The following is a 21,116-nucleotide window of genomic DNA, read 5'->3' on the forward strand; positions in this document are numbered from 1 at the left end:
CTCAAGCCTCCAGATTCTTGCCGACGAGGCGCACGAGGAAGATCGCAACGATATTGGCAAGCACGACCGCGACGATGCCGCCCGCCGAAGCGCCGCCTATATCGAACTGCAAGAGCGCCTGTGCATAGACGAGATAGGTGAGGTTGGTGCTGTCGGTGCCGGGTCCGCCATTGGTGGTGACGAGGATTTCGGCGAAGACCGAAAGCAGGAAGATCGTCTGGATCAGGATCACCACGGTGATGGCGCGGGCCATATGCGGCAGGATGATGTAGATGAATTTCGAGATCGCCCCGGCGCCGTCCATCTCGGCCGCCTCCTTCTGCTCCTCGTCGAGCGACTGCAGCGCGGTCAGCATGATGAGGGTGGCGAAGGGCAGCCACTGCCAGGCGACGATGAGAATGACTGAGAACAGCGGCGCATTCGCCAGCCAGTCGATCGGCTGCAGACCGAGCGCCTTGGCAAGATGCGCGAAGAGCCCGTTGACCGGGTTCATGAACATGTTCTTCCAGACCAGTGCCGCCACCGTCGGCATGACGAAGAACGGCGCAATGACAAGGATGCGCACGATGCCTTGTCCGTACATCGGCTGGTCGAGCAGCAGCGCGAAGGCGATGCCGCCGATAACGGTGATGACAAGAACGCCGGCGACGAGCAGCAGCGTATTGAGCAGCGCCGCGATAAAGGCTGGATCGGACAGGAAATATTCGTAGTTCAGCAGACCGACGAAGCTCTCCATGCCGGGGCTGAGCAGATTGTAGTTCAGCGTCGAGAAATAGATCGTCATCGCAAGCGGAACGATCATCCACGCAAAAAGGAGCAGCACGGAGGGCGCAATCATCAGGCGCGCTGCGGAGCGAGTGTGCAAGGTTGCCATGGCAATCACCGATCTGGTCTGACGCGGGGAGCGGCCGCAGGAAGCTTTGTCTGGAAAAGAGGCCGCCGATGCGGTTCGGGCGATCGGCGGCCAGAGGGGCGGATTGTCAAGGATCCGCCTCTTCTCAGGAGGTTTTACTTAATGTAGCCGGCCTTGGTCATTTCCCGGGTTGCCAACTGCTGTGCGCTCTTCAACGCCTGATCGACCGAAATCTGGCCCGCAAGTGCTGCCGAGAACTGCTGGCCTACAGCCGTGCCGATGCCCTGGAATTCCGGGATCGCCACGAACTGAACGCCGACATAGGGGACCGGCTTGACGGTCGGCTTGGTGGGATCGGCTGAGTTGATCGAGTCGAGCGTCATCTTGGCGAACGAAGCCGCCTTCTGGTAGTCCGCATTCGCATAGAGCGACTTGCGGGTGCCCGGAGGTGCGTTCAGCCAGCCTTCCTTCTCGGCGACCAGATTGCTGTATTCCTTGCTCGTCGCCCAGGCGACGAACTTCTCGGCAGCTTCCGCCTTCTGCGTACCTGCCGGGACGGCCAGACTCCAGGCCCAGAGCCAGTTGCCACGCTTGCCGAGGCCCTTGTCCGGGGCGAGCGCAAAGCCGACCTTGTCGGCGACCTGCGACTGCTTCGGATCGGCGACGAAGGAAGCGGCAACCGTTGCGTCGATCCACATGCCGCACTTGCCGGTCTGGAAGAGCGCCAGGTTCTCGTTAAAGCCGTTGGAGGAAGCGCCCGGAGGGCCGGCATCCTTCATCAGCTTGACATAGAAATCGAGCGTGTCCTTCCATTCGGGCTGATCGAACTGCGGCTTCCACTTCTCGTCGAACCAGCGCGCGCCGAAAGAGTTGGACATGGCCGTCAGGAAGGCCATGTTCTCGCCCCAGCCGGCCTTTCCACGCAGGCAGATGCCGTAGATTTCCTTATCCTTGTTGGTGACCTTGCGGGCTGCGTCCGCGATGAAATCCCAGGTCGGGGCATCGGGCATCTTCAGCCCGGCGGCGTCGAACAGGTCCTTGCGGTACATCACCATCGAGCTTTCGCCGTAGAATGGCGCCGCATAGAGCTTGCCGTCCACGGTCAGGCCGCTGCGGATCGCCGGCAGCAGGTCGTCGACGTCATAATTGGGGCCGAGATTGTCGAGCGGCAGCAGCCAGCCCTGTTTTGCCCAGATCGGAACCTCGTAGGTACCAATCGTCAAAACGTCGTACTGGCCGCCCTTGGTCGCGATGTCAGTCGTGACCTTCTGGCGCAGCACGTTCTCTTCGAGGGTGACCCATTCGAGGTCGATGCCGGGATTCTTCGCCTTAAAATCATCCGTCAGCTTCTGCATCCGGATCATGTCGCCGTTGTTGACGGTCGCGATTGTCAGCGTTTCGGCCGAAGCCATGCCGACAAACGCCAGTGCTGAGCAGGCGCCCAGCAAAAAGGTTCTCAATGTCATATCTTCCTCCCAGAAGACGAGATGTGAGCATTCGCTTTGCTCATGGGCAATTACTCACCAAACAGCAAAAAATGTCAATCGGCAATCGTTGCTGCGATGCCGAACATCCTACCTATCTAATTGATTCAGAACAGGAATTTTTTGCTCAGCCTTTGAGCAAAAACTCAGCAGTCTCTTCGTCGGTGATCAATCCATTGATCTGATGGCCGACAACAGCCGCCCTGATCGCCTTGAATTTGCGTTTTCCCTTGGCGAGCCCGATGACCATCGACGCCTCGCGCGACGGGATCGGTGCGGACGCAACACGCTCGTTGATCGGGTTGTCGAGCAGCCTGCCGTCGACATCGAAGATCCAGCCGCAGATCTCGCCGACCGCGCCGCCGCGCATCAGCTCCATCATCTCGTCCTTCTCAAGAAAACCGTCGACGCAAAGCGGCCCGTCGATGCCGAGCTCGCCGATGCCGACGAAAGTGACATCGGCCTGGGCGCTCATATCAAGCGTCGAGCGCACCAGTTGCTGGCCGTGCAGCAGCTCCCGCTCCTCGGCCGAGGTAACGAGCACCGGCAGCGGCATCGGATAATGCCGTGCCTTCACCGCATCCGCCATACTGAAGATGACGTTGTAGTAGGCGGCCGATCCGTCCGGCGCGATATTGCCGGTCAGCGAGACGATGCGGTGATTGGGACATTCGATCGCCGGTAGCTGGTCGACGGCCGCCTTCAGCGTGCGGCCGGTGCCGACCGCAAGCACGATCGGCTCGGCTCGCTTCAGCCACCGTTCGATCTCGGCCGCCGCCGCCTCGGCAATGCCGATGGTGGTCGAGGAGGAGCCGGGGTCGCTCGGCACCACCTCCACATGTTTCAGCCCGAATTTCCGCCGCAGCTGACTGCCGAGTTCAAGACAGGCGGCGATCGGATGGTCGAGCCGCACCTTGATCAGGCGCTCGGCGACCGCCAGCGACACCAGCCGCTGCGCCGATTGTCGCGAGATCCCCATCGAGGCGGCAATTTCGTCCTGGGTGCGCCCGGCGACATAATAAAGCCAACCGGCACGCGCCGCATCGTCGAGCCGTGCAGGGGTCTCGGATCTTTTTGCCATCTACTGCCTACCACGCAAAGTGCGCCGGCTTGCCGCCGCCGAATATGATGTCGAGTCTGTACCGCGCCAGATCAAAACAAAATTCCTGAAAATGTCGAGCCTGTTGACAAAGGGGGTGCCGGAATAACCGCTTCTATTCAGGCAAACCAGTGCATGACGAGATAGATCCCCCCCTTTAGGAGGCCGTAGATCACGCTGCCGGCGACGGCGAGCGACACCGCCGTCATGATGAAGCCGATGAGGGCGAAGAGTCCGTCGCGGCCCATAATGCCGAAGGCGAAGACCGAGATCGTCACCGCCGGCAGGATGTTGCCGAGCGGAACCGGCAGTACCAGTACGATCGACAGCAGCAAGCATGCGAGACCGGCGAAATACTCTGCCGGCGGCTCGGCGAAAATCGCAAGCCTCGGCTTCAGCATGCGTTCGGCCCAGGCGAGCCAGCGATGAATGCGGACGACGACGCTTTCGAAATCCTCCCGCCGCACCGAACGGCCGGCGATCGCCTTCGGCAGCCAGGGCTTCAGCCCGAAGGTCAGCTGCGCCGCCAGAAACACCAAAGGCGCGCCAAGCAGCGCCGAGGTGCCGGGCGGCGTGGGAAAGGCGTTCGGCAGGGCAAAAATCAGCATCAGCGCGCTGATCGCCCTGTCTCCCATTGTCTGGAACAGATCACCGATCGAAATCCGCTCCCGGCTGCGGTCGGCCGCAAGCTGCCGCAGGATGGCTGAGAGGCGGCGGCCTTTGGGACGTGGCGGACGTGGTCTTCTGCGTCTGTGGGAATCGGCGTTTTCGATGGTCATGATACCGGCGAATGATGGAAGGACAGGCTCCGATTTTGGCCGCGCAATATGCCAAATGAATGACTTATGCGGCCGGAAATTGCGGCACGACCTTGAACCGACGCGGGAAAGAAGGCTTGTAATTCCATGCCAACAGTGCGAGCAGACGGCATAGACCAGGAAAGCGGCAGCGTGGCAATGATCATTTCGTTCGACATCGGCGGCTCCGCCATCAAGGGCGGCATCGCCCGCTCCGAGGCAGACATCATTCCTCTCGGCCGCCGGCCGACGCCGAAGGACGATTTCGCCGCTTTCGTCGATACCCTGCGCGCCATCATCGCCGAGACCGGCGAGAAACCGAGCCGCATCGCGCTCTCCATCGCCGGCGTCGTCGATCCGGACACGCAGCGGCTGATCTGCGCCAACATTCCCTGCATCCATGGCCGCACGCTGGCCGCCGATCTCGAAGCCGAATTCGGTCTGCCGGCGCTGATCGCCAACGACGCCGACTGTTTTGCCATGGCAGAAGCCGGCCTCGGCGCCGGCCTTGGCCACCGCATCGTTTTCGGCGCCATCCTCGGCACCGGCGTCGGCGGCGGATTGGTTGCCGACGGCCGCCTCGTCAACGAAGCCGGTGGCTTTGCCGGCGAATGGGGTCACGGCCCGATCATCGCCTTCGCAGCCGGCAATCCGCCTGTCGCCATTCCCGCCTATGCCTGTGGCTGCGGCCAGAAAGGCTGCGTTGATACCGTCGGCGGCGCCCGCGGCCTGGAGCGCCTGCACAGGACGCTGCACGATCTCGATTTTTCCAGCGAAGAGATCATCGGCCAATGGCGGCAGGGCGAGGAAAAGGCGACCCGCACCATCGACGTCTATGTCGATCTCGTCGCCTCGCCCCTGGCGCTAACGGTCAACATTACCGGCGCGACCATCGTGCCGGTCGGCGGCGGCCTGTCCAACGTCGAGCCCTTGCTCGCCGAACTCGATCGCGCCGTACGTGCCCGCATCCTGCGCAAGTTCGACCGCCCGCTGGTGGTGCCGAGCCAATGCCGTATCGAACCCGGCCTGATCGGCGCCGCGCTGCTGGGGCTGAAGGCCGAAGCAGCCACTGTTTAAAGTATTGGCCACATCCGCACGATCGCTGCAAACCGGTCCCAGTCCTTGCGCGTCAACGGCGTCCAGGCCGCTTCGGCAACAGCCGAGAGGCGGGGAAAGACCAGGCGATTGAAGTAGGCGCGCGAGACGAAGTTCTCGGTCCAGATGCAGGCCTGGATACCACGCATCTTCTCCTGCAGTACTTCGGGCAGATCGCCCACGGCCTCGTAAGCATAGCTATGCTCTGGCGACGAATAACCTGCCCACGCCGCGCCAGGCTCGGCCCAGGCCTCCGACTGTGCCATGTCGAGATAATAGGCCTGCCCCGGCGTTATCACCACATTGTAGCCTTGCTGCGCCAGCTCGATGCCGACTGCAGGCTTTTCCCAAGCCATTAACAGCGTGCCGTCACGATCCACGCCGCCACCATGAGAGACCTCGTTCCAGCCGGCGAGCTTTCTGCCACGCTCCGACAGCATGGTTTTGATGCGTCTGAGGAAATAGGCTTGGAGTTCGGGAGTGCCGGCAAGCTTCTCCCGCTCCATCAGCGCGCTGCAGAGCGGCGAGGTAAGCCACGCCCGCTGCGCCACCTCGTCGCCACCTATATGAAGATATTCGCTGGGAAACAGCGCTACCACCTCGTCGAACACCTTGCCGAGGAATTCATAGGTGAATTCGACCGCCGGATTGAGTGCGTTGTTGGGATAGCCTTGCACCGCCCGGTAGCTGTCGGGCGCCTCCTGCTTGTCGACGAGCTCGGGCTGCGAGAGTAGCGTCGCGGTGCCGTGACCCGGAATGTCGATTTCCGGCACCACCTCGATATGCAGCGAAGCGGCATGCGCCACGATCTGGCGGACGTCGTCCTGGGTGTAGTGGCCGGCGCGTGTTTCCGCTCCGTCGCCGAGCTGCGGCACCAGCACCTCGTCCGGCCCGCGCCGCGCGCCGATCTCCGTCAAAGCCGGATAGGCCTTGATCTCCAGCCGCCAAGCTTCGTCGTCGGTCAGGTGCCAATGAAAGATGTTGAGCTTGTTCCAGGCAAGAATATCGATCAGCCGGGTGACGTCGGCGACCGGATAGAACTGCCTGGCGACATCGAGATGGCAGCCGCGCCAGTCATACCGCGGCTGGTCGGCGATCGTGCCGAAATTCGGAAATTTGAAGCGCTCGCGATCGGCGCGAGCGCCGTGCATTAGCTGCGCCAGGCTGATCAGCCCATATTGGCGCCCTGCTTCATCCGCGCTCGACAGCACAATCTCATGTGCGGTGAAACGCAACTCGTAGGCGGAGCCGGCGATCGACGATTCGGCTGCGAAACGAATGGCGCGCCCGCCTTTGATGGCGCTCAACGAAAACGGCGCATTCGCAGCAGGATAAAGGCGCTGATATAGCGCAAGCACCAGGGAGAGCGATTTGATCGCGTCGGGGCGCGTCTTCTCGGCCGGATAGAGAATGACGGGCAGCTCTCCCGCCTTCAGTCCGAGCAAGAGCGGCCACGGCAGCAGCGAATACGGGTCCGGGACTGAGCCAACCGGCAGAAGCGGCGCCGCCGCCCCGCCGTCGCGGCCTTCCAAATGGAGATCGCTGAACTCCACGGGAACATGGCGGCCTTCGGCGAGTGTTAGATAGGCCGACTTGACGCCAGCGCTGACATGTTTCGGCTCTCTCGTCAGCCCTTCGACCGTGAAGCGCCAATGTCCGCCCGGCCGCACGCTCAGCCCCTCTGGCGGCAGGAACTCATGGAAATGCGCCACCTGCCGCTTTAGGCTGCCGCCGTCACAAACATGATTGTCGGCGACCCGCGTCTCCGTCGTGTAGGCGAGCGAGAAGCCGGACAGCGGCTCGGTCGAAAGATTGAAGAGCGTGAAGGTCAAGCGCCCGAAACTGTTTTCGACCGGGCGCCAGCTTGTTTCCAGACGATAATCGGCCATGGTCGCGCCCTCCGCTGGTCTCCCGGCATGCTTTGCAGCTTAGCTTTTTTGAGACGGCAAGGGAATCGGCGCAAGCCCGGGCAAAGCCGATGGTGATGGCAATCCGCACCGACACATTTTGACGACGATCAGTGACTTAGAAGGGAAAACGGCGCGGCTTTCGCCGCGCCGTCCTCACTCGGCTGCCAACGCCGGCGGATGTCTGTCATCCGCCTCTTCCTGGATGGCGTCGGCATCTCGGCCTGGCTCGTCCTTTGCCTTCGGCTCCCGGCCGAAGAAAAGGGCGTAGCCGGCGGGCAGAACCAGAATGGTGAGCACGGTCGCAACCAGGATGCCGCCCATCATCGCGTAGGCGAGCGGACCCCAGAAGACGCCCCGTGAGATCGGGATCAGCGCCAGGACGGCGGTCAGAGCCGTCAGCATGATCGGCCGGAAACGCCGCACGGCAGCACCGACGATCGCCTCCTGCCGGTGCATGCCGGCCTTGATATCCTGGTCGATCTGATCGACCAGGATGATCGAGTTGCGCATGATGATGCCAAGCAGCGCGATGACGCCGAGGATCGCTACGAAGCCGAAGGGCGCGCCGCTGATCAGCAAGGCGGCTGCCGCACCGATGATGCCGAGCGGTCCGGTGGCGAGCACCAGCATCGCCTTGCCGAAATGCTGCAGCTGCACCATCAGCAGCACGATGATCACGGCAAGCATGATCGGCGCCTTGGCGGCGATCGACATCTGGCTTTCCGCCGCATCCTCGGCGCCGCCCTGGATCTCGACCTTGTAGCCGGCCGGCAGGCTGTCGCGCAGGTCCTTCATGTCGGCATACATTTTCATCACCACGTCGTTCGGCTGGACGCCATCGGGCAGCGTCGCCCGTATCGTGATGGTCGGCAGCCTGTTGCGACGCCATTCGATGCCCTGCTCCATGACAGGCACGACCTTGGCGACCTGCGAGACCGGCACGAAGCCACCGAAATCCGTCGGGACATAGACCGAATTGACCGCCGACAGCAGCGAACGGCTGGAATCCGGCTCACGGGCGACGATCGAGACCGTCTCCTCGCCGTCGCGGAAATCGTCGAGCGGCGCGCCGGACATGGCGGTCTGCAGCATCTGGCGCACCCGCTGCGAGGTGACGCCCAGCGCCCGGGCGCGGTCCTGGTCAATCACCAGCTTCATTGCCGGCACCTGTTCCAGCCAGTCGTCATGAATGGCGCCGAGCATCGGATTGGCCTCAAAGCGTGCCTTCACCTGGTCGGCGATCGCACGCACCTCCTGTCGGTCCGGCCCCATGACGCGCATCTGCACCGGCCAGCCGGTCGGAGGCCCAAGGAACAGGCGGTCGACCTTGCCGCGGATCGAGGGGAAATCTTCCGCAAGGATCGTCCGCAACTTGACGATCAGCCGTTCGCGGGCCGGTTCGTCCTTGGCCATGACAAGAAGCTGGGCGAAGTTCGGATTGCGCAGCTGCTGGTCGAGCGGCAGGAAGAAGCGTGGCGCGCCTTCACCGATATAGGTGGCGATGAACTTCTTGTCGGGATCGTCCATCATCTTCGCTTCCAGCGCCTTGGCCTGAACCTCGACCTCCTTGATGCTGGTGCCTTCGGGCAGCCAGAGATCGACCAGGATTTCCGGCCGCGAGGACTGCGGGAAGAAATTCTGCGGGATGAACTGGAAAGCCCAGAGGCTGGTGACGAAGGTGCCGAGCGTCAAAAGCAGCACGATGACCCGATGGCGAACCGCCCAGCCGACCGTGCCGCGCAGCCGGCGATAGAACCGCGTGTCGAAGGCGTCGTGATGCTCGCCGGCGTGATGGCGCTGCTTGAGGATCATGTAGCCGAGCCACGGCGTGAAATAGACCGCGACGAACCACGAAGTCACCAGTGCGATGCCCACGACATAAAACAGCGAACGTACGTATTCACCGGCCGTCGAGGCGGCGAAACCGACGGGAATGAAGCCGGCCGTGGTGATCAGCGTGCCCGTCAGCATCGGGAAGGCGGTGGAGGAATAGGCAAAGCTCGCCGCCTCGACCTTGACCAGGCCCTCCTCCAGCTTTCGCTCCATCATCTCGACGACGATCATCGCATCGTCGACGAGCAGGCCGAGCGCGATGATCAGCGCCCCGAGCGAGATGCGCTGCAGGTCGATGCCGAGTTCGTACATCAGCGCGAAAGTGGCGGCGAGCACCAAGGGAATGGCAATGGCGATGACAAGGCCCGAGCGCCAGCCGATCGACAGGAACGAGACGACAAGCACGATGACGAGCGCTTCGCCGAGCGCATGCATGAACTCGCTGATCGCATCGGTCACCACGTCGGGCTGGTTGGCGATCTGGTCGACGGCCACGCCGTAGGGCAGCGCTTCCTCGAAGCGCTGATAGGTCGCCTCGACGTCCTTGCCGACATCAGTCACGTTGAAGCCCTTGGCCATCACCACGCCGACCTGGACGCTATCATGGCCGTTGAAGCGGTACTTGCGCTGATAGGGATCCTCCAGGCCGGAGCTGACTGTGGCGATATCGCCGAGGCGCGTCACCTGGCCGCCGGCGCGAAGGCGCAGCTCACGGATATCGGCTGCCTTCTTCACGTCGCCTTCGACGGAGATGCGCACCGAGCGCAGGCCGGTATCGACGGAGCCGGCCGGATCGACGTTGTTCTGGCCCTTGACGGCGTTCTGCAGGTCGAGGATCGTCAGACCGCGCTCGGCGAGCGCCTTGGACGAGACGTCGATATAGATCTTTTCCGGCTGATCGCCGATGATGGCGGCCTTCTCGACGCCCGGCGTCGTCAGCAGCATGTCGCGTGCCTGAATGGCGAATTTCTTCAGTTCCGGATAGGAATAGCCGTCACCGCTGACCGAATGCAGCGTGATGAAGGTATCGCCGAATTCGTCGTTGAAATAGGGGCCGAGCAGGCCCTGCGGCAGCTCGCTGGAGATGTCGCCGACCTTCTTGCGCACCTGGTAGAAGGCATCCGCCACGTCCTTCGAATTCGTATCACCCTTGACCTGCAGGGTGATGATCGCGCTGCCCGCCCGCGTATAGGACTTGACCCAGTCGATATGCGGGGTTTCCTGCAGCTTGCGCTCGATCTTGTTGACGACCTGGTCTTCCATCTCCTGGATGGAAGCGCCCGGCCAGATCGCCTGGACGACCATGACGCGGAAGGTGAATTCGGGATCCTCGCGCTGGCCCATGCGCATCAGGCCGAGCACACCTGTAATGATGATCAGGCCGAAGAGGAAGCGGGCGATGCTCGGATGGCCGATCGCCCAGCGCGACAGATTGAAGGGCCGCTTTTCAGTGGTGGTGGCATCCATGGTCTTCTTCCCTTCGCGACGCGATCAGCGAACCGTCTGGCCCGTGGCGGCCAAGGCCGATTGCTGGTCCGGCACCTTCACCTTCAGATTTTCGCTCATGAACTGCGTGCCGGCGGCAACGACGAGATCGCCGGTATCGAGGCCCTGGGTCACGTGCACACCGTCGCCAGTGAAATCGGCGATCTTGATATCGCGGCCATGCACGGTCGCCGTGTCGCGGTCGACAGTCCAGACCATCTGCTTGCCGTCCTTTTCAGCGAGCGCGCTGAGCGGGATCGAGACGTAGCTGTTGCCGTTGCTGATATCGGCCTCGATCGTCGCCGTCATGCCGAGAAGCACCCGCGGATCGTTCGGCAGGCTCACCCGCACCGCAAAGGTGCGCGACTGCTGGTCGGCGCTGCCGGAAACCTCGCGCACCTTACCATCGAGCACCAGCCTGTCGTCGGCCCAGAAGCTTGCCTTGACCGTCTTGCCGGGCTTGAATTCGGCGATGTCGTTTTCCGGAACGGCGATCTGCACTTCCTTCTCGCCATCGACGGCAACGGTGACGACGGGGGTGCCGGAGCCGACGACCTGGCCGATATCGGCATTGATCGCGGTCACGATGCCGTTCTGGCCGGCCTTGAGATCGGTATAGCTCACCTGGTTTTTTGCCTGGTCGAGCGCGGAAAGCGCGGCATCGCGCTGCGAAATCGCCTGGTCATGGCTCAGCGCCGCCTGTTCGAGCTGCGACTTCGGAGCGACGCTCTTGTCGAAAAGCTGCTCGGCGCGCTTGTTGGCGAGATCGGCGGTTTCCACGCCCCTTTCGGCTGCGGCGAGATTGGCTTCCGCCGTCTTGACCGCCAGCTGGTAATCCGTGGCATCGATGCGGGCGAGCGCATCGCCCGGCGTCACCCGATCGCCGATATCGACCAGGCGTTCGGTGATCTTGCCGGCGACTCGGAACCCGAGATTCATCTCCGTGCGTGCCTTGACCGAACCGGAATAATCGAGCTTGCGGGTGTCGCCGGCTCTGGCGATCTCGACGACCTTCACCGGCCGGATGACCTCTTTCACCTCGGCCTTCTCCTCCGAGCAGGCGGAAAGGCCGATGCCGACGGCGCTGACGAGCACGAGGCCGGCGACGGACGGCATGCGGTGGCTAAGGGTCTTGAGCGAAAACATCGTCCGCACTCCTGGATCGTTTCGGGGATTCGACGGCGGCTGCCGCCCGTTATTTCTTCAGCGCCCTGATCACATAGTCGATCAGTTCGTCGACGCTGGCGCGGTTGGTTTTGGCAAGACATTGCGCCACCATCTGCGGATGGCAGAGATTGATTGTCGCCGCGCCGAAGCAACGTGACGCAACAACCGGGTCCTGCTCGGCGAACTCGCCGACAGCAATCCCTTCGGCAATGATTTCGGCAATCAGATCATGAACGCGATCGATATGTTTCTCGATGACATGCCAGTCGCGCTCGATCGCGACGATGATCATCTCGTGCACCTTCATCTCGTCGAGCATCAGGTCGAGCGTCAACTGATGCTGGGTCTCGACATAGCGGCGCAGCCGCTCGCTGGCACTGACCGGCTGATGGCGGATGTCATAGGCGATTTGATAAGCGGTCGCGAGCATTCGCCCGCAGAGCGCCTGGTGGATTTCCACTTTGGAAGCGAAGAATCGATAGATATTGGCCGGCGACATGCCGAGATCGCGCGCAATGTCGGCCACCGTCGTCTTGCTATAGCCATAGTGGCGGAACAGCCGCTCGGCCGCGTCGAGAATGCGCGTGACATTCTCCTGCCGCGTGACATCAAGCGTATTTTCTGTGGTGTCGTTCATAGTTTCGATGCTCGACTTTACGACTGACGATTTTCGAATTTCGTCAGTCGTAAAATATCAGGCATCATTTGTCAATACTCCGGAGCCGGGGCAGCGGGGGTCGCGACCCGTTGCACCGACGGACGGAGTTTCGTGAAATCAGGATTTTGGCGCGACCGGATGATCACGATCCAGCGAGATGGAAAAGTGCCGCGGCTTGAAAGCGCGCGGCACGTCGTCGAGGGATAACGGAAATCAGGCCAGCTTGACGTCGAGCGTGATCGGCACGGCAGCGAGCGCCTTGGAAATCGGGCAGCCGGCCTTTGCCTTATTGGCGAGTTCGGTAAAGGTCGCCTCATCGGCGCCGGGGATGCGGCCGGAAAGCGAAAGATGAATGGCAGTGACGGCAAAGCCACCCTCGACGCTTTCGAGCGTCACCTTGGCGGAGGTTTCCATATGTTCAGCCGTGAAGCCGGCTTCACCGAGGATCAAGGACAGCGCCATGGTGAAGCAACCGGCATGGGCAGCGCCGATCAGTTCTTCCGGATTGGTGCCGGGAATGCCTTCGAAGCGGCTGGCAAAGCCGTAGGGATAATCCTTCAGGGCGCCGCTCTGCGTCGAGATCAGGCCTTTGCCGTCCTTGAGGCCGCCGCTCCAATGAGCCGAAGCCGTGCGATTGATCTGCATGCCGTCCTCCTGTTTTCGATTGTGCTCTCAAGGAAGCGGCAGGGCGCCGCTCCGAGCCTGCGGGAGATCAGATAGCCCCCGACGGGCAATATAATGCTCTATCTCCAGAAGACGACAGGCTTGTAAAAATCGGCGGCGCTTGAAGCATTCAGACCGAATGCTGCAACATGCTGAGCCCACCATCGATCGTCAGGCAGGTCGCGTTCATGAACGGGCACTCGTCGGAGATCATGAATACCGCCGCCATGGCGATCTCCTCCGGCGTTGCGATCCGCCCGCCCGGATGCAGCCTCATCGTCTCAGCCTTGGCGGCTTCCGGATCGGGAAAGCTGTTCCAGTAGTCGATCACCTTCTGCGTCGAGACATAGCCCGGCGCCAGCGCATTCACGCGGATATTGCGGGCGGCATATTCCAGGCCCAGGGATTTCGTCATGCCGAGCAGCGCATGTTTCGCCAACGGATAGGGAAAGGTATGCGGAATGACCGTGAAGGCATGCGTCGAGGCGATATTGAGGATGACGCCGCCGCCCCGCTCGATCAGGCCGGGCAGCACTGTCTTGCAGCAATTCCATGCGCCCTTGAGGTTAACGTCGAAGCAGCGGCTCCACTCTTCATCCGTCGTGGCGAGCGGTTCGGCGAAGACATTGACCCCGGCATTGTTGACGAGCGCGTTCAGCGGGCCGATCTCCTCATTCGCCTCGGCAACCGCCAGCCTGATCGTCCCGGCATCGGTTATATCGGCCGGCAGATAGCCGACCCGGGCGCCGGTGCTCGCGAGCTCTCCCGCTGCCCGAGCCAGCAACGCCGCATCGCGGTCAACGAGATAGACGGCCGCATTTTCGCTGATGAATGCCTTCGCGATCGCTAGGCCGATCCCTTGCGCGGCGCCCGTTATCAGGATGTTCTTGCCCTGTAGGCGGTTGCTCATCATCTTCCCTCCGGTTGAACCGGCAGCGCCGACAGCTCGATCGTGACCTTGCCGGAAAGAACCTCACCCGGCGAAAGCGGTATGAGGCCTCCGAGCTCGGGCAGGTGATGGCCGTTCGGCAGATGGCTCATCGGCTCGAGGCAGAAGAAATCGGTGCGGTCGGTCCGCATATACAGCATGAACCGGCCGAGCGCGGCATCGGCTTCCAGCGCCGCCTCAATTCCAAGCTCCGGCCAGGCGATCGCCGCCCGCCCGTCCCATCCCTCGAAGGCATTGTTCATCCAGAGCCGCGGCAGCGGCTTGCCGGAGCTGAAATCGAAAGCAGCGGGAACCGGGCCGGGTTCGCCTGGGAGATGATCGTGCCGCTCGTTCCAGAAGCGCTCGGCGGCAATCGTCAATCGCGTGTCCGGCGTCCTGACGAAGAACGGATGCTGGCCGAGGCCGAAGGGCAGAGCCGCCTCACCCCGGTTCTCCACGGAAAGCGTCAGCGCCAGCCGATTGCCGGCGAGGCGGATCTCCTGCCGGGCGAGATAGGCATAGGGCGAGATCCCGTCGGCATCACGCGAAAAGCAGAGACGCACATGCCCGGGGCTCGATTCCTCCAGCTGCCAAAGACTGATCCAGCCATCGCCGTGCAGATAGAGGGGATCGTGACAATTTCGCTGGAAGACATAGTCGCGTCCGCCGAACGACATGGCGTTGCCTTCCACCCGGTTGCCGAACGGCACCATGGGAAAATTCGCGAAATTTCCGCTTGGGCCGCCGGCTGGAAGGAGAAAGGGCTTGGCCCGAAACGTTGCGGCGGTCAGGGCGGCGCCCCGGCGGCTGACCCGGACCGAGAGATCGCCGTGGCTCAGCGCGATTTCATCTCCGCCATGTCCCTTGCTCATCCACGCCGTCCTGCCGCCGAAGACCTCAGATTGTCGAGCAGCACCGCGATCAACAGGATCAGCCCGCGCACGACATACTGATAGAATGCCTGGATATTCAGCAGATTCATAACGTTTTCGGCAATGCCCATGATCAGCACCCCGACAATGACGCCGCTCATCGCCGCCCGGCCACCGGCCAGCGAGACGCCGCCGAGAACGCAGGCCGAAATCACCGAAAGCTCGAGCCCGGTCGCCGCATTCGGCTGGCCGGAAGTGATGCGCGAGGCAAGCAGGATGCCGGCAATGCCGCAGACGAGGCCCTGCAGCGCAAAGATCCAGACGCGCATGTTGACGACGTTGACGCCAGCAAGCCGCGAGGCCTCCGGATTGCCGCCGATCGCCAGCGCGTTTTTGCCGAAGACGGTGCGGTTGAGCACGAAACCGAAGAAGACGAACAGGATGAGCATGATCCAGATCGGCGTCGGAACGGTGACGAAGCGCGACAGCGCAAGCTGGTAAAAGGCGGGATCGTTGATGCCGACGGCGCGGCCATCCGAAGCGATCAGCGCCAGCCCGCGCACGATCTGCATGGTCGCGAGCGTGGTGATCAGCGCGTTAATGCGGAAGCGGGCGATGACGATGCCGTTGACGAAGCCGACGATCGCGCCGCAGAGCAGGGCGGCCAGCAGACCGACCGGGATGGAGTCGGTAGCGTTTGAGACCATCACCGCAGCCATGCCGGAAAAAGCGACGATCGATCCGACCGAAAGGTCGAAATCGCGAGACGCGAGGCAGAACATCATCGTGCAGGCGACGATGCCGATCGTGACCACCGACTGCAGGAGCCCCAGCATGTTCCGCTCGGTGAGGAAGTTCGGAACGAAGAGCGAAACGATCACGAAGGCGGCGGCGAAGATCACCACCAGTCCCTGTTCGCCGAGAAGGATTTTTTTCAACGAGTTCATCGTCCGTGTTCCTGATGCTGGATGGTGCCGGCGGCATTCTTGTCGGGAAGCGCCGCCGTCAGAATGCTGCGCTCGTCAAAATTCGGTCGGGCGACATTGGCCGCCACCCTGCCCTGGCACATCACCACGATGCGATCGGAGATACCCATGACCTCGGGCAATTCGCTCGATATCACCACGATCGCCATTCCACCGGCGGCCAGCTCATAAAGAATGTCGTAGATCTCGGATTTCGCCCCGACGTCGATGCCGCGCGTCGGCTCGTCGATGACGAGAACCTTGACGCCCTGTTCCGAAAGCCATCGGCCGAGAATGACCTTCTGCTGGTTGCCGCCGGAGAGATTGATGATGTCCTGCTTGCGTGACGGTGTTCGCACCCGAAGCCGCGCAATGAACTCGTCAGCCAGCGCCGCCTCCTTTTTGGGATTCAAAATCCCGAAGGGCGAGAAATGCCGGCGCGAGGAGATGGCGATATTCTCTTCGATCGACCGTCCCTGAACGATGCCGTCGGACTTGCGGTCCTCGGGGCAGAGCACCATGCCGGCATCGATCGCCGCTTTCGGATCGTCCGGCAAAACGGCGGCGCCATCGATCCTCACCTGGCCCTGGTCTCTCGCATCGGCGCCATAGAGCAGCCGCGCCATCTCGCTGCGGCCGGCGCCGATCAGGCCGAAGAAGCCGAGGATCTCACCTCGACGGACTGAAAAGCTGATCGGATTGCGCAGTCTCGGTCCCGACAGGTCCTTGACCTCCAGTCTCATTTCGCCGAGCGGGCGCGCGCGCCATCCCCAGATATCGCTGATCTCGCGGCCGACCATCTCGGAGATGATCTGCTCGCGCGTGGTTCCGGCGATCTCGGGATGATGGGCGGCAAGCTTGCCGTCGCGCAGCACCGTCAGGCTGTCGCAAAGCCGGAAAATCTCGTCGAGACGATGCGAGACGTAAAGAATGACCGCGCCCTTCGCCTTCAGCTTTTCGATGAGTGAAAACAGGATTTCGCTTTCGCGCGAGGAAAGCGAGGACGTCGGCTCGTCGAGCGCAATGACCCTGGCGTCAAGCATCACGGCCTTGGCGATCTCGACCATCTGCCGGGCGCCGATTGAAAGCGAGGAGACTTTGGCCGACGGATCGACATCGATACCGATCTCTTCGAGCTTTGACCGGACCGTCTCGATCAGGGTTTTCCCATTGATCACGCCGCCCTTGGCGGGAAAGCGGCCAAGCCAGAGATTTTCGGCCACCGTCAGCTCCGGAACGAGTTGCAGTTCCTGATGGATGACGATGACGCCGGCGTGGAAAGCGTCGCGAACGGAACCGTATCTCTGTTCCTCGCCGTCGATGAGGATGCTGCCGGCATCGGCGGCCTGATCGCCGGAAAGCACCCGGATCAGCGTCGATTTGCCGGCGCCGTTCTCACCCATCAGGCCGTGGACGGCGCCCTTCTCGACGCTGAAGGAGACGTCGGCCAGCGCCTGCACGCCGGGATAGCCCTTGGAAATGTGTTTGAATTCGAGGAAAGCCATCGTCACTCCGCCGCGAAAGTTCCGGCGGCACGCGTAAGCGGCCGCCGTAGATGCATCATTCGGGAATGATTATTCGATGCCGAGGTCCTTGCGGACCTTCTCGTAATCGTCGCGCAGCGCCAGTGAACCCGAAGTCAGGGTCAGTTTTTCCGGCTCCTTGTCGTTGGCGATCCAGTCGTACATGTTCAGCGCCGTTTCATAGCCGTGACGCTTCGGCGAGATGATGACCGTGCCGAAGAAGCCCGTCGCGGCCGGCTTCTTGAATTCGTTGATCGCCGACTCCGCACCGCCGATGCCGACGCCGATGACGTTGGCCGCCGGGATGCCGACCGATTCGGACGCGCGGACGGCGCCGAGAACGGCTTCGTCGTTGAGGCCGAAGGCGACCCAGTATTTGACGTCGGCATGCTTGTTGAGAACCGTGGTCGCGGCATTCAGCGCCGCTTCCGTATCGGTCTTCGCCTGTGGCGCGTCATAGATGTTCTCGGCAGGGAAGCCTGCAGCCTTCAGCACCGAGATGGCGCCCTCGACGCGATCGACGGCGGTCGGCAGCTGGTCGTAGGAGACCCGGATCGCGCCGACAGTCTTCATGTCCCAGCCGCGCTTCTTGATCTCGTCGACGATGGCCTGGCCGACCGTTTCACCGATCTTAGTCGCCGAAATCCCCATATGCGGCACGTCTTCCAGCGGCTTGCCGTCGGCGCTGGCGAGGCGATCGTCGACCGTCATCAGCTTCAGCTGGTTGGCTTCGGCCTTGGCGACGATGCCGGGACCGAGCTTGACGTCAGGCGTGCAGATGATGAAGCCCTGGGCGCCCTGGGCACCGAGATTGTCGATCGCCGACTGAACCTTCTCGCCGTCTTCCGCACCGATCTTGACGACGGTGAAGCCCTTTTCCTTGGCGGCCTGATCGGCAAATTTCCATTCGTCCTGGAACCACGGCTCCTCGGGCTGCTTGACGATGAAGCCTATTTTGACGTCCGCGGAAAATGCCGAGCCGGCTGTCAGAATGGCGAAAGTGCCAGCCACAATAGCTGCTTTTAACAAGCGCATGTCTCTCTCCCTAAACTCTGAAATCGAGCAACTGCCTCCCCGGCAGTGTGTCATGAATTATGTTAAATCATCATACCAGTCAATTGCCAATGTATGATGATTAGAATAATAGGATAGCAATGGGAGCCGGCAGGACCCGTCGCAAAGCCGATGGAATTCGGATAATGAGGTTCGGTTTGTTCCCGGGGAGGGTTGCGGAGAGGTGAAGTTGGAATCTGAGGGACAAAGCCGAGCGGAAAAAAGCTCCAGCAGCAGCGAACGCCGGCCGCGCGTACGCCGCAACGTGACAGTGGCGATCGCTCAGGATATCTGTGCGGACCGCTATCCCTCGGGCTCGCCGCTGCCCCGCGAGAACGATCTCTGCGAACTCTACGGCGTCAGCCGCACCGTCATTCGCGAATCGCTGAAAGTGCTGGAATCCAAGGGGCTCGTCCGCGGCAAGCCACGGGTCGGGACAACCGTCTGCGACAGGGACGACTGGAACATTCTGGATGCCGAAGTGCTCGAGTGGATGGGTCCTTACATCAAGGACTTCGACCTGCTCGGCTGCATTCTCGAAGCCCGGCGCACGATCGAGCCGGCAGCCGCCGAATATGCCGCCGAACGCGCCAGCGCCCAGGAGATCGCCGATCTCGACAAGGCCTGGCGGCAGATGCGCGACAGCGCCGGCGAACCGGAAAGCTTCACCGATGCCGATGTTATGTTTCACACGGTGCTGCTCACCGCCAGCCACAACCAGGTGTTCCGCCGCCTGTCGAGCGCCATCCACGCGGCGCTGAAATATGCATTGCATGCCTCCAATATCGCCGTCGAAAACCGGGAGGATGCCATACTCGTTCACGGCCAACTGGTCGAGGCCTTGCGCATGCGCGACAAAACGGGCGCCCGCGAATGCGCCAACCGCATGCTCGATCTTGCGGTGCGCGACCTTGCCGCCGCCGAAAAGGTGATCGGCAGAACGAAATGATGTTTCCCAAGAGAATGAGCGGCCATGCCACCGCTTGAAACATGAGAAGAGACTGAAAGAACCGCGATGAAGATCACCAAACTCACCACCTATATTGTTCCGCCGCGCTGGCTGTTTCTGAAGGTCGAGACTGACGAAGGCATCGTCGGCTGGGGTGAGCCGGTTGTCGAAGGCCGCGCACTGACCGTCGAGGCTGCCGTCCACGAGCTCGAAGACTATCTGATCGGCAAGGATCCCTTCCTGATCGAGGACCATTGGACGGTGATGTATCGCGGCGGCTTCTATCGCGGCGGCGCGGCCCATATGAGCGCGATCTCCGGCATTGACCAGGCGCTCTGGGACATCAAGGGCAAGGCCCTTGGCCAGCCGATCCATTCGCTGCTCGGCGGCCAGCTGCGCGACCGCATCAAGGTCTATTCCTGGATCGGCGGCGACCGTCCCGCCGATGTCGCCAACAATGCCAGGGAGGTTGTTGCCCGCGGCTTCAAGGCGATCAAGCTCAACGGCTGTGAGGAGATGCAGATCGTCGACACCAATGAGAAGGTCGAGAAGGCGGTCGAGACCATCGCCACCATACGCGAGGCGATCGGCCCGCATATCGGCATCGGCGTCGATTTCCACGGCCGCGTCCACAAGCCGATGGCCAAGGTTCTCGCCAAGGAGCTTGAGCCCTACAAGCTGATGTTCATCGAGGAGCCGGTTCTTTCGGAGAATAAGGAAGCGCTGCGCGATATCGTCAACCATACGTCGACACCGATCGCACTCGGTGAGCGGCTCTATTCGCGCTGGGACTTCAAGCAGGTGCTGTCCGACGGTTACGTCGACATCATCCAACCGGATCTTTCGCATGCCGGCGGCATCACCGAATGCCGCAAGATCGCGGCCATGGCCGAAGCCTATGACGTGGCGCTGGCGCCGCATTGCCCGCTCGGCCCGATCGCGCTTGCGGCCTGCCTGCAGGTCGACGCCGTCAGCTACAATGCCTTCATTCAGGAGCAGAGCCTCGGCATCCACTACAACACCGGCAACGACATCCTCGACTACATCTCCAACAAGGAGGTGTTCCACTATGCCGATGGTTTCGTCTCGATCCCGCAGGGTCCAGGTCTCGGCATCGAGGTCGACGAGGCCTATGTCATCGAACGGGCCAAGGAGGGTCACCGCTGGCGCAACCCGATCTGGCGCCATGCCGACGGCAGTTTCGCCGAGTGGTAAAAGCGCATAACCCCGAAAATCGGAACAGACTTTCGGAAAGGATTATACGCAGTTCACAGTGATAGGGGGTCGCGCAGGCGGCCCTTTTTTGTTCGCCGTGTCGGATATCGCGCGCCTCATCCGTCATACTGGAAACTCAAAGAGGAGATTTGAGAATGGCCAGAGCAATCGCAATCATCGTCGCCCGCATCATCTTCAGCTTCATCTTCTTCATGGCCGCCGGCTTCAAGTTCGCCGACATCGGTGCGACGGCGGCCTATATCACCGCTGCCGGTTTTCCGATGGCGACCTTCCTCTCCTGGGTCGCGGCCTTCTTCGAGATTGCGCTGGCGCTCGCCTTCATATCCGGCGCCTTCTTCACCGAGGCCAGCCTACTGGCAGGCATCTACGTGATCTTCCTCGCCTTTGCCTTCCATGGGCCATCCCATTGGCAGCAGAATCAGGCTGAGTTCGGCTTCTTCGTCGATCACTTCACCTTCCTCGCCGGCCTCCTTTTCGCCGCCGTCCACGGGCCGGAGAAATGGGCGCTTCGCCACAGCCTCGTCAAATAAGGCGTCGGTCCGACAC

At 62.0% G+C, this 21,116-nt stretch carries 18 protein-coding genes; 4 read left to right on the top strand and 14 right to left on the bottom strand.

The window, feature by feature from the left end:
* Nucleotide 1: 1 nt before the first annotated feature.
* From EFD56_RS13335 to EFD56_RS13350, 4 genes are all read right to left on the bottom strand, one after another.
* Nucleotides 2-874 (bottom strand): carbohydrate ABC transporter permease, encoded by an 873-nt coding sequence (locus EFD56_RS13335; protein ID WP_004668735.1) that lies wholly within the window; start codon nt 872-874, stop codon nt 2-4.
* 134 nt (nt 875-1,008) lie between these two features.
* Nucleotides 1,009-2,319 carry an ABC transporter substrate-binding protein gene (locus tag EFD56_RS13340; protein ID WP_126905494.1) on the bottom strand — a complete coding sequence of 437 codons (1,311 nt, stop codon included), beginning with the start codon at nt 2,317-2,319 and terminating at the stop codon, nt 1,009-1,011.
* A gap of 145 nt (nt 2,320-2,464) precedes the next feature.
* Nucleotides 2,465-3,418, bottom strand: a complete 954-nt coding sequence (locus tag EFD56_RS13345; protein WP_037141475.1) for a sugar-binding transcriptional regulator — start codon at nt 3,416-3,418, stop codon at nt 2,465-2,467.
* Nucleotides 3,419-3,555: 137 nt separating this feature from the next.
* Nucleotides 3,556-4,134, bottom strand: a complete 579-nt coding sequence (locus EFD56_RS13350) for an exopolysaccharide biosynthesis protein (protein WP_183818945.1) — start codon at nt 4,132-4,134, stop codon at nt 3,556-3,558.
* 258 nt (nt 4,135-4,392) lie between these two features.
* Between EFD56_RS13350 and EFD56_RS13355 the strand changes: the two genes are divergently transcribed.
* Entirely contained in the window at nt 4,393-5,310 is a 918-nt protein-coding gene (locus tag EFD56_RS13355; protein ID WP_126905518.1) for an ROK family protein, read from the top strand.
* Here EFD56_RS13355 and EFD56_RS13360 read toward each other — a convergent pair.
* The 10 genes from EFD56_RS13360 to EFD56_RS13405 all read right to left on the bottom strand — a co-directional run bounded on the left by EFD56_RS13360 (nt 5,307) and on the right by EFD56_RS13405 (nt 18,367).
* Nucleotides 5,307-7,217 (bottom strand): beta-N-acetylhexosaminidase, encoded by a 1,911-nt coding sequence (locus EFD56_RS13360; RefSeq protein WP_126905495.1) that lies wholly within the window; start codon nt 7,215-7,217, stop codon nt 5,307-5,309. The two genes, EFD56_RS13355 and EFD56_RS13360, sit on opposite strands and share 4 nt — an antisense overlap.
* A gap of 174 nt (nt 7,218-7,391) precedes the next feature.
* Nucleotides 7,392-10,538, bottom strand: coding sequence for an efflux RND transporter permease subunit (locus EFD56_RS13365; RefSeq protein WP_126905496.1), 3,147 nt, complete (start codon nt 10,536-10,538; stop codon nt 7,392-7,394).
* Nucleotides 10,539-10,562: 24 nt separating this feature from the next.
* A complete protein-coding gene (locus EFD56_RS13370) occupies nt 10,563-11,702 on the bottom strand; it encodes an efflux RND transporter periplasmic adaptor subunit (RefSeq protein WP_126905497.1) in 1,140 nt (379 codons plus the stop codon).
* 49 nt (nt 11,703-11,751) lie between these two features.
* A complete protein-coding gene (locus EFD56_RS13375; protein ID WP_126905498.1) occupies nt 11,752-12,360 on the bottom strand; it encodes a TetR/AcrR family transcriptional regulator in 609 nt (202 codons plus the stop codon).
* A gap of 234 nt (nt 12,361-12,594) precedes the next feature.
* The gene (locus tag EFD56_RS13380; protein WP_004668726.1) at nt 12,595-13,026 is read right to left on the bottom strand and encodes an OsmC family protein; all 432 of its coding nucleotides are present in this window, start codon (nt 13,024-13,026) and stop codon (nt 12,595-12,597) included.
* Nucleotides 13,027-13,174: 148 nt separating this feature from the next.
* Entirely contained in the window at nt 13,175-13,954 is a 780-nt protein-coding gene (locus EFD56_RS13385) for an SDR family oxidoreductase (RefSeq protein ID WP_016737329.1), read from the bottom strand.
* Nucleotides 13,954-14,844: an aldose 1-epimerase gene (locus EFD56_RS13390; protein ID WP_012485312.1), complete on the bottom strand. Its 891-nt coding sequence runs from the start codon at nt 14,842-14,844 to the stop codon at nt 13,954-13,956. Before EFD56_RS13390 ends, EFD56_RS13385 begins: the two co-directional genes overlap by 1 nt.
* Nucleotides 14,841-15,791, bottom strand: coding sequence for an L-arabinose ABC transporter permease AraH (gene araH, locus EFD56_RS13395; protein WP_126905499.1), 951 nt, complete (start codon nt 15,789-15,791; stop codon nt 14,841-14,843). The genes EFD56_RS13390 and araH overlap by 4 nt, the downstream gene beginning before the upstream one ends.
* On the bottom strand, nt 15,788-17,314 hold the full coding sequence (gene araG / locus EFD56_RS13400) for an L-arabinose ABC transporter ATP-binding protein AraG (RefSeq protein WP_126905500.1): 1,527 nt from the start codon (nt 17,312-17,314) through the stop codon (nt 15,788-15,790). The genes araH and araG overlap by 4 nt, the downstream gene beginning before the upstream one ends.
* 69 nt (nt 17,315-17,383) lie before the next feature.
* Complete coding sequence (locus EFD56_RS13405) at nt 17,384-18,367, bottom strand: arabinose ABC transporter substrate-binding protein (RefSeq protein WP_126905501.1); 984 nt, start codon at nt 18,365-18,367, stop codon at nt 17,384-17,386.
* Between the two features lie 202 nt (nt 18,368-18,569).
* Here EFD56_RS13405 and EFD56_RS13410 point away from each other — a divergent pair, with 202 nt between their 5' ends.
* The 3 genes from EFD56_RS13410 (at nt 18,570) to EFD56_RS13420 (ending at nt 21,100) form a co-directional block, all read left to right on the top strand.
* A complete protein-coding gene (locus EFD56_RS13410) occupies nt 18,570-19,334 on the top strand; it encodes a FadR/GntR family transcriptional regulator (RefSeq protein WP_406550342.1) in 765 nt (254 codons plus the stop codon).
* 66 nt (nt 19,335-19,400) lie between these two features.
* Nucleotides 19,401-20,549 (top strand): galactonate dehydratase, encoded by a 1,149-nt coding sequence (gene dgoD / locus EFD56_RS13415; protein WP_126905502.1) that lies wholly within the window; start codon nt 19,401-19,403, stop codon nt 20,547-20,549.
* Between the two features lie 155 nt (nt 20,550-20,704).
* Nucleotides 20,705-21,100, top strand: a complete 396-nt coding sequence (locus EFD56_RS13420; RefSeq protein WP_004668719.1) for a DoxX family protein — start codon at nt 20,705-20,707, stop codon at nt 21,098-21,100.
* The last annotated feature ends 16 nt before the right edge of the window (nt 21,101-21,116 follow it).

It is taken from the genome of Rhizobium phaseoli, from assembly GCF_003985125.1.
Taxonomy (GTDB): Bacteria; Pseudomonadota; Alphaproteobacteria; order Rhizobiales; family Rhizobiaceae; genus Rhizobium; species Rhizobium phaseoli.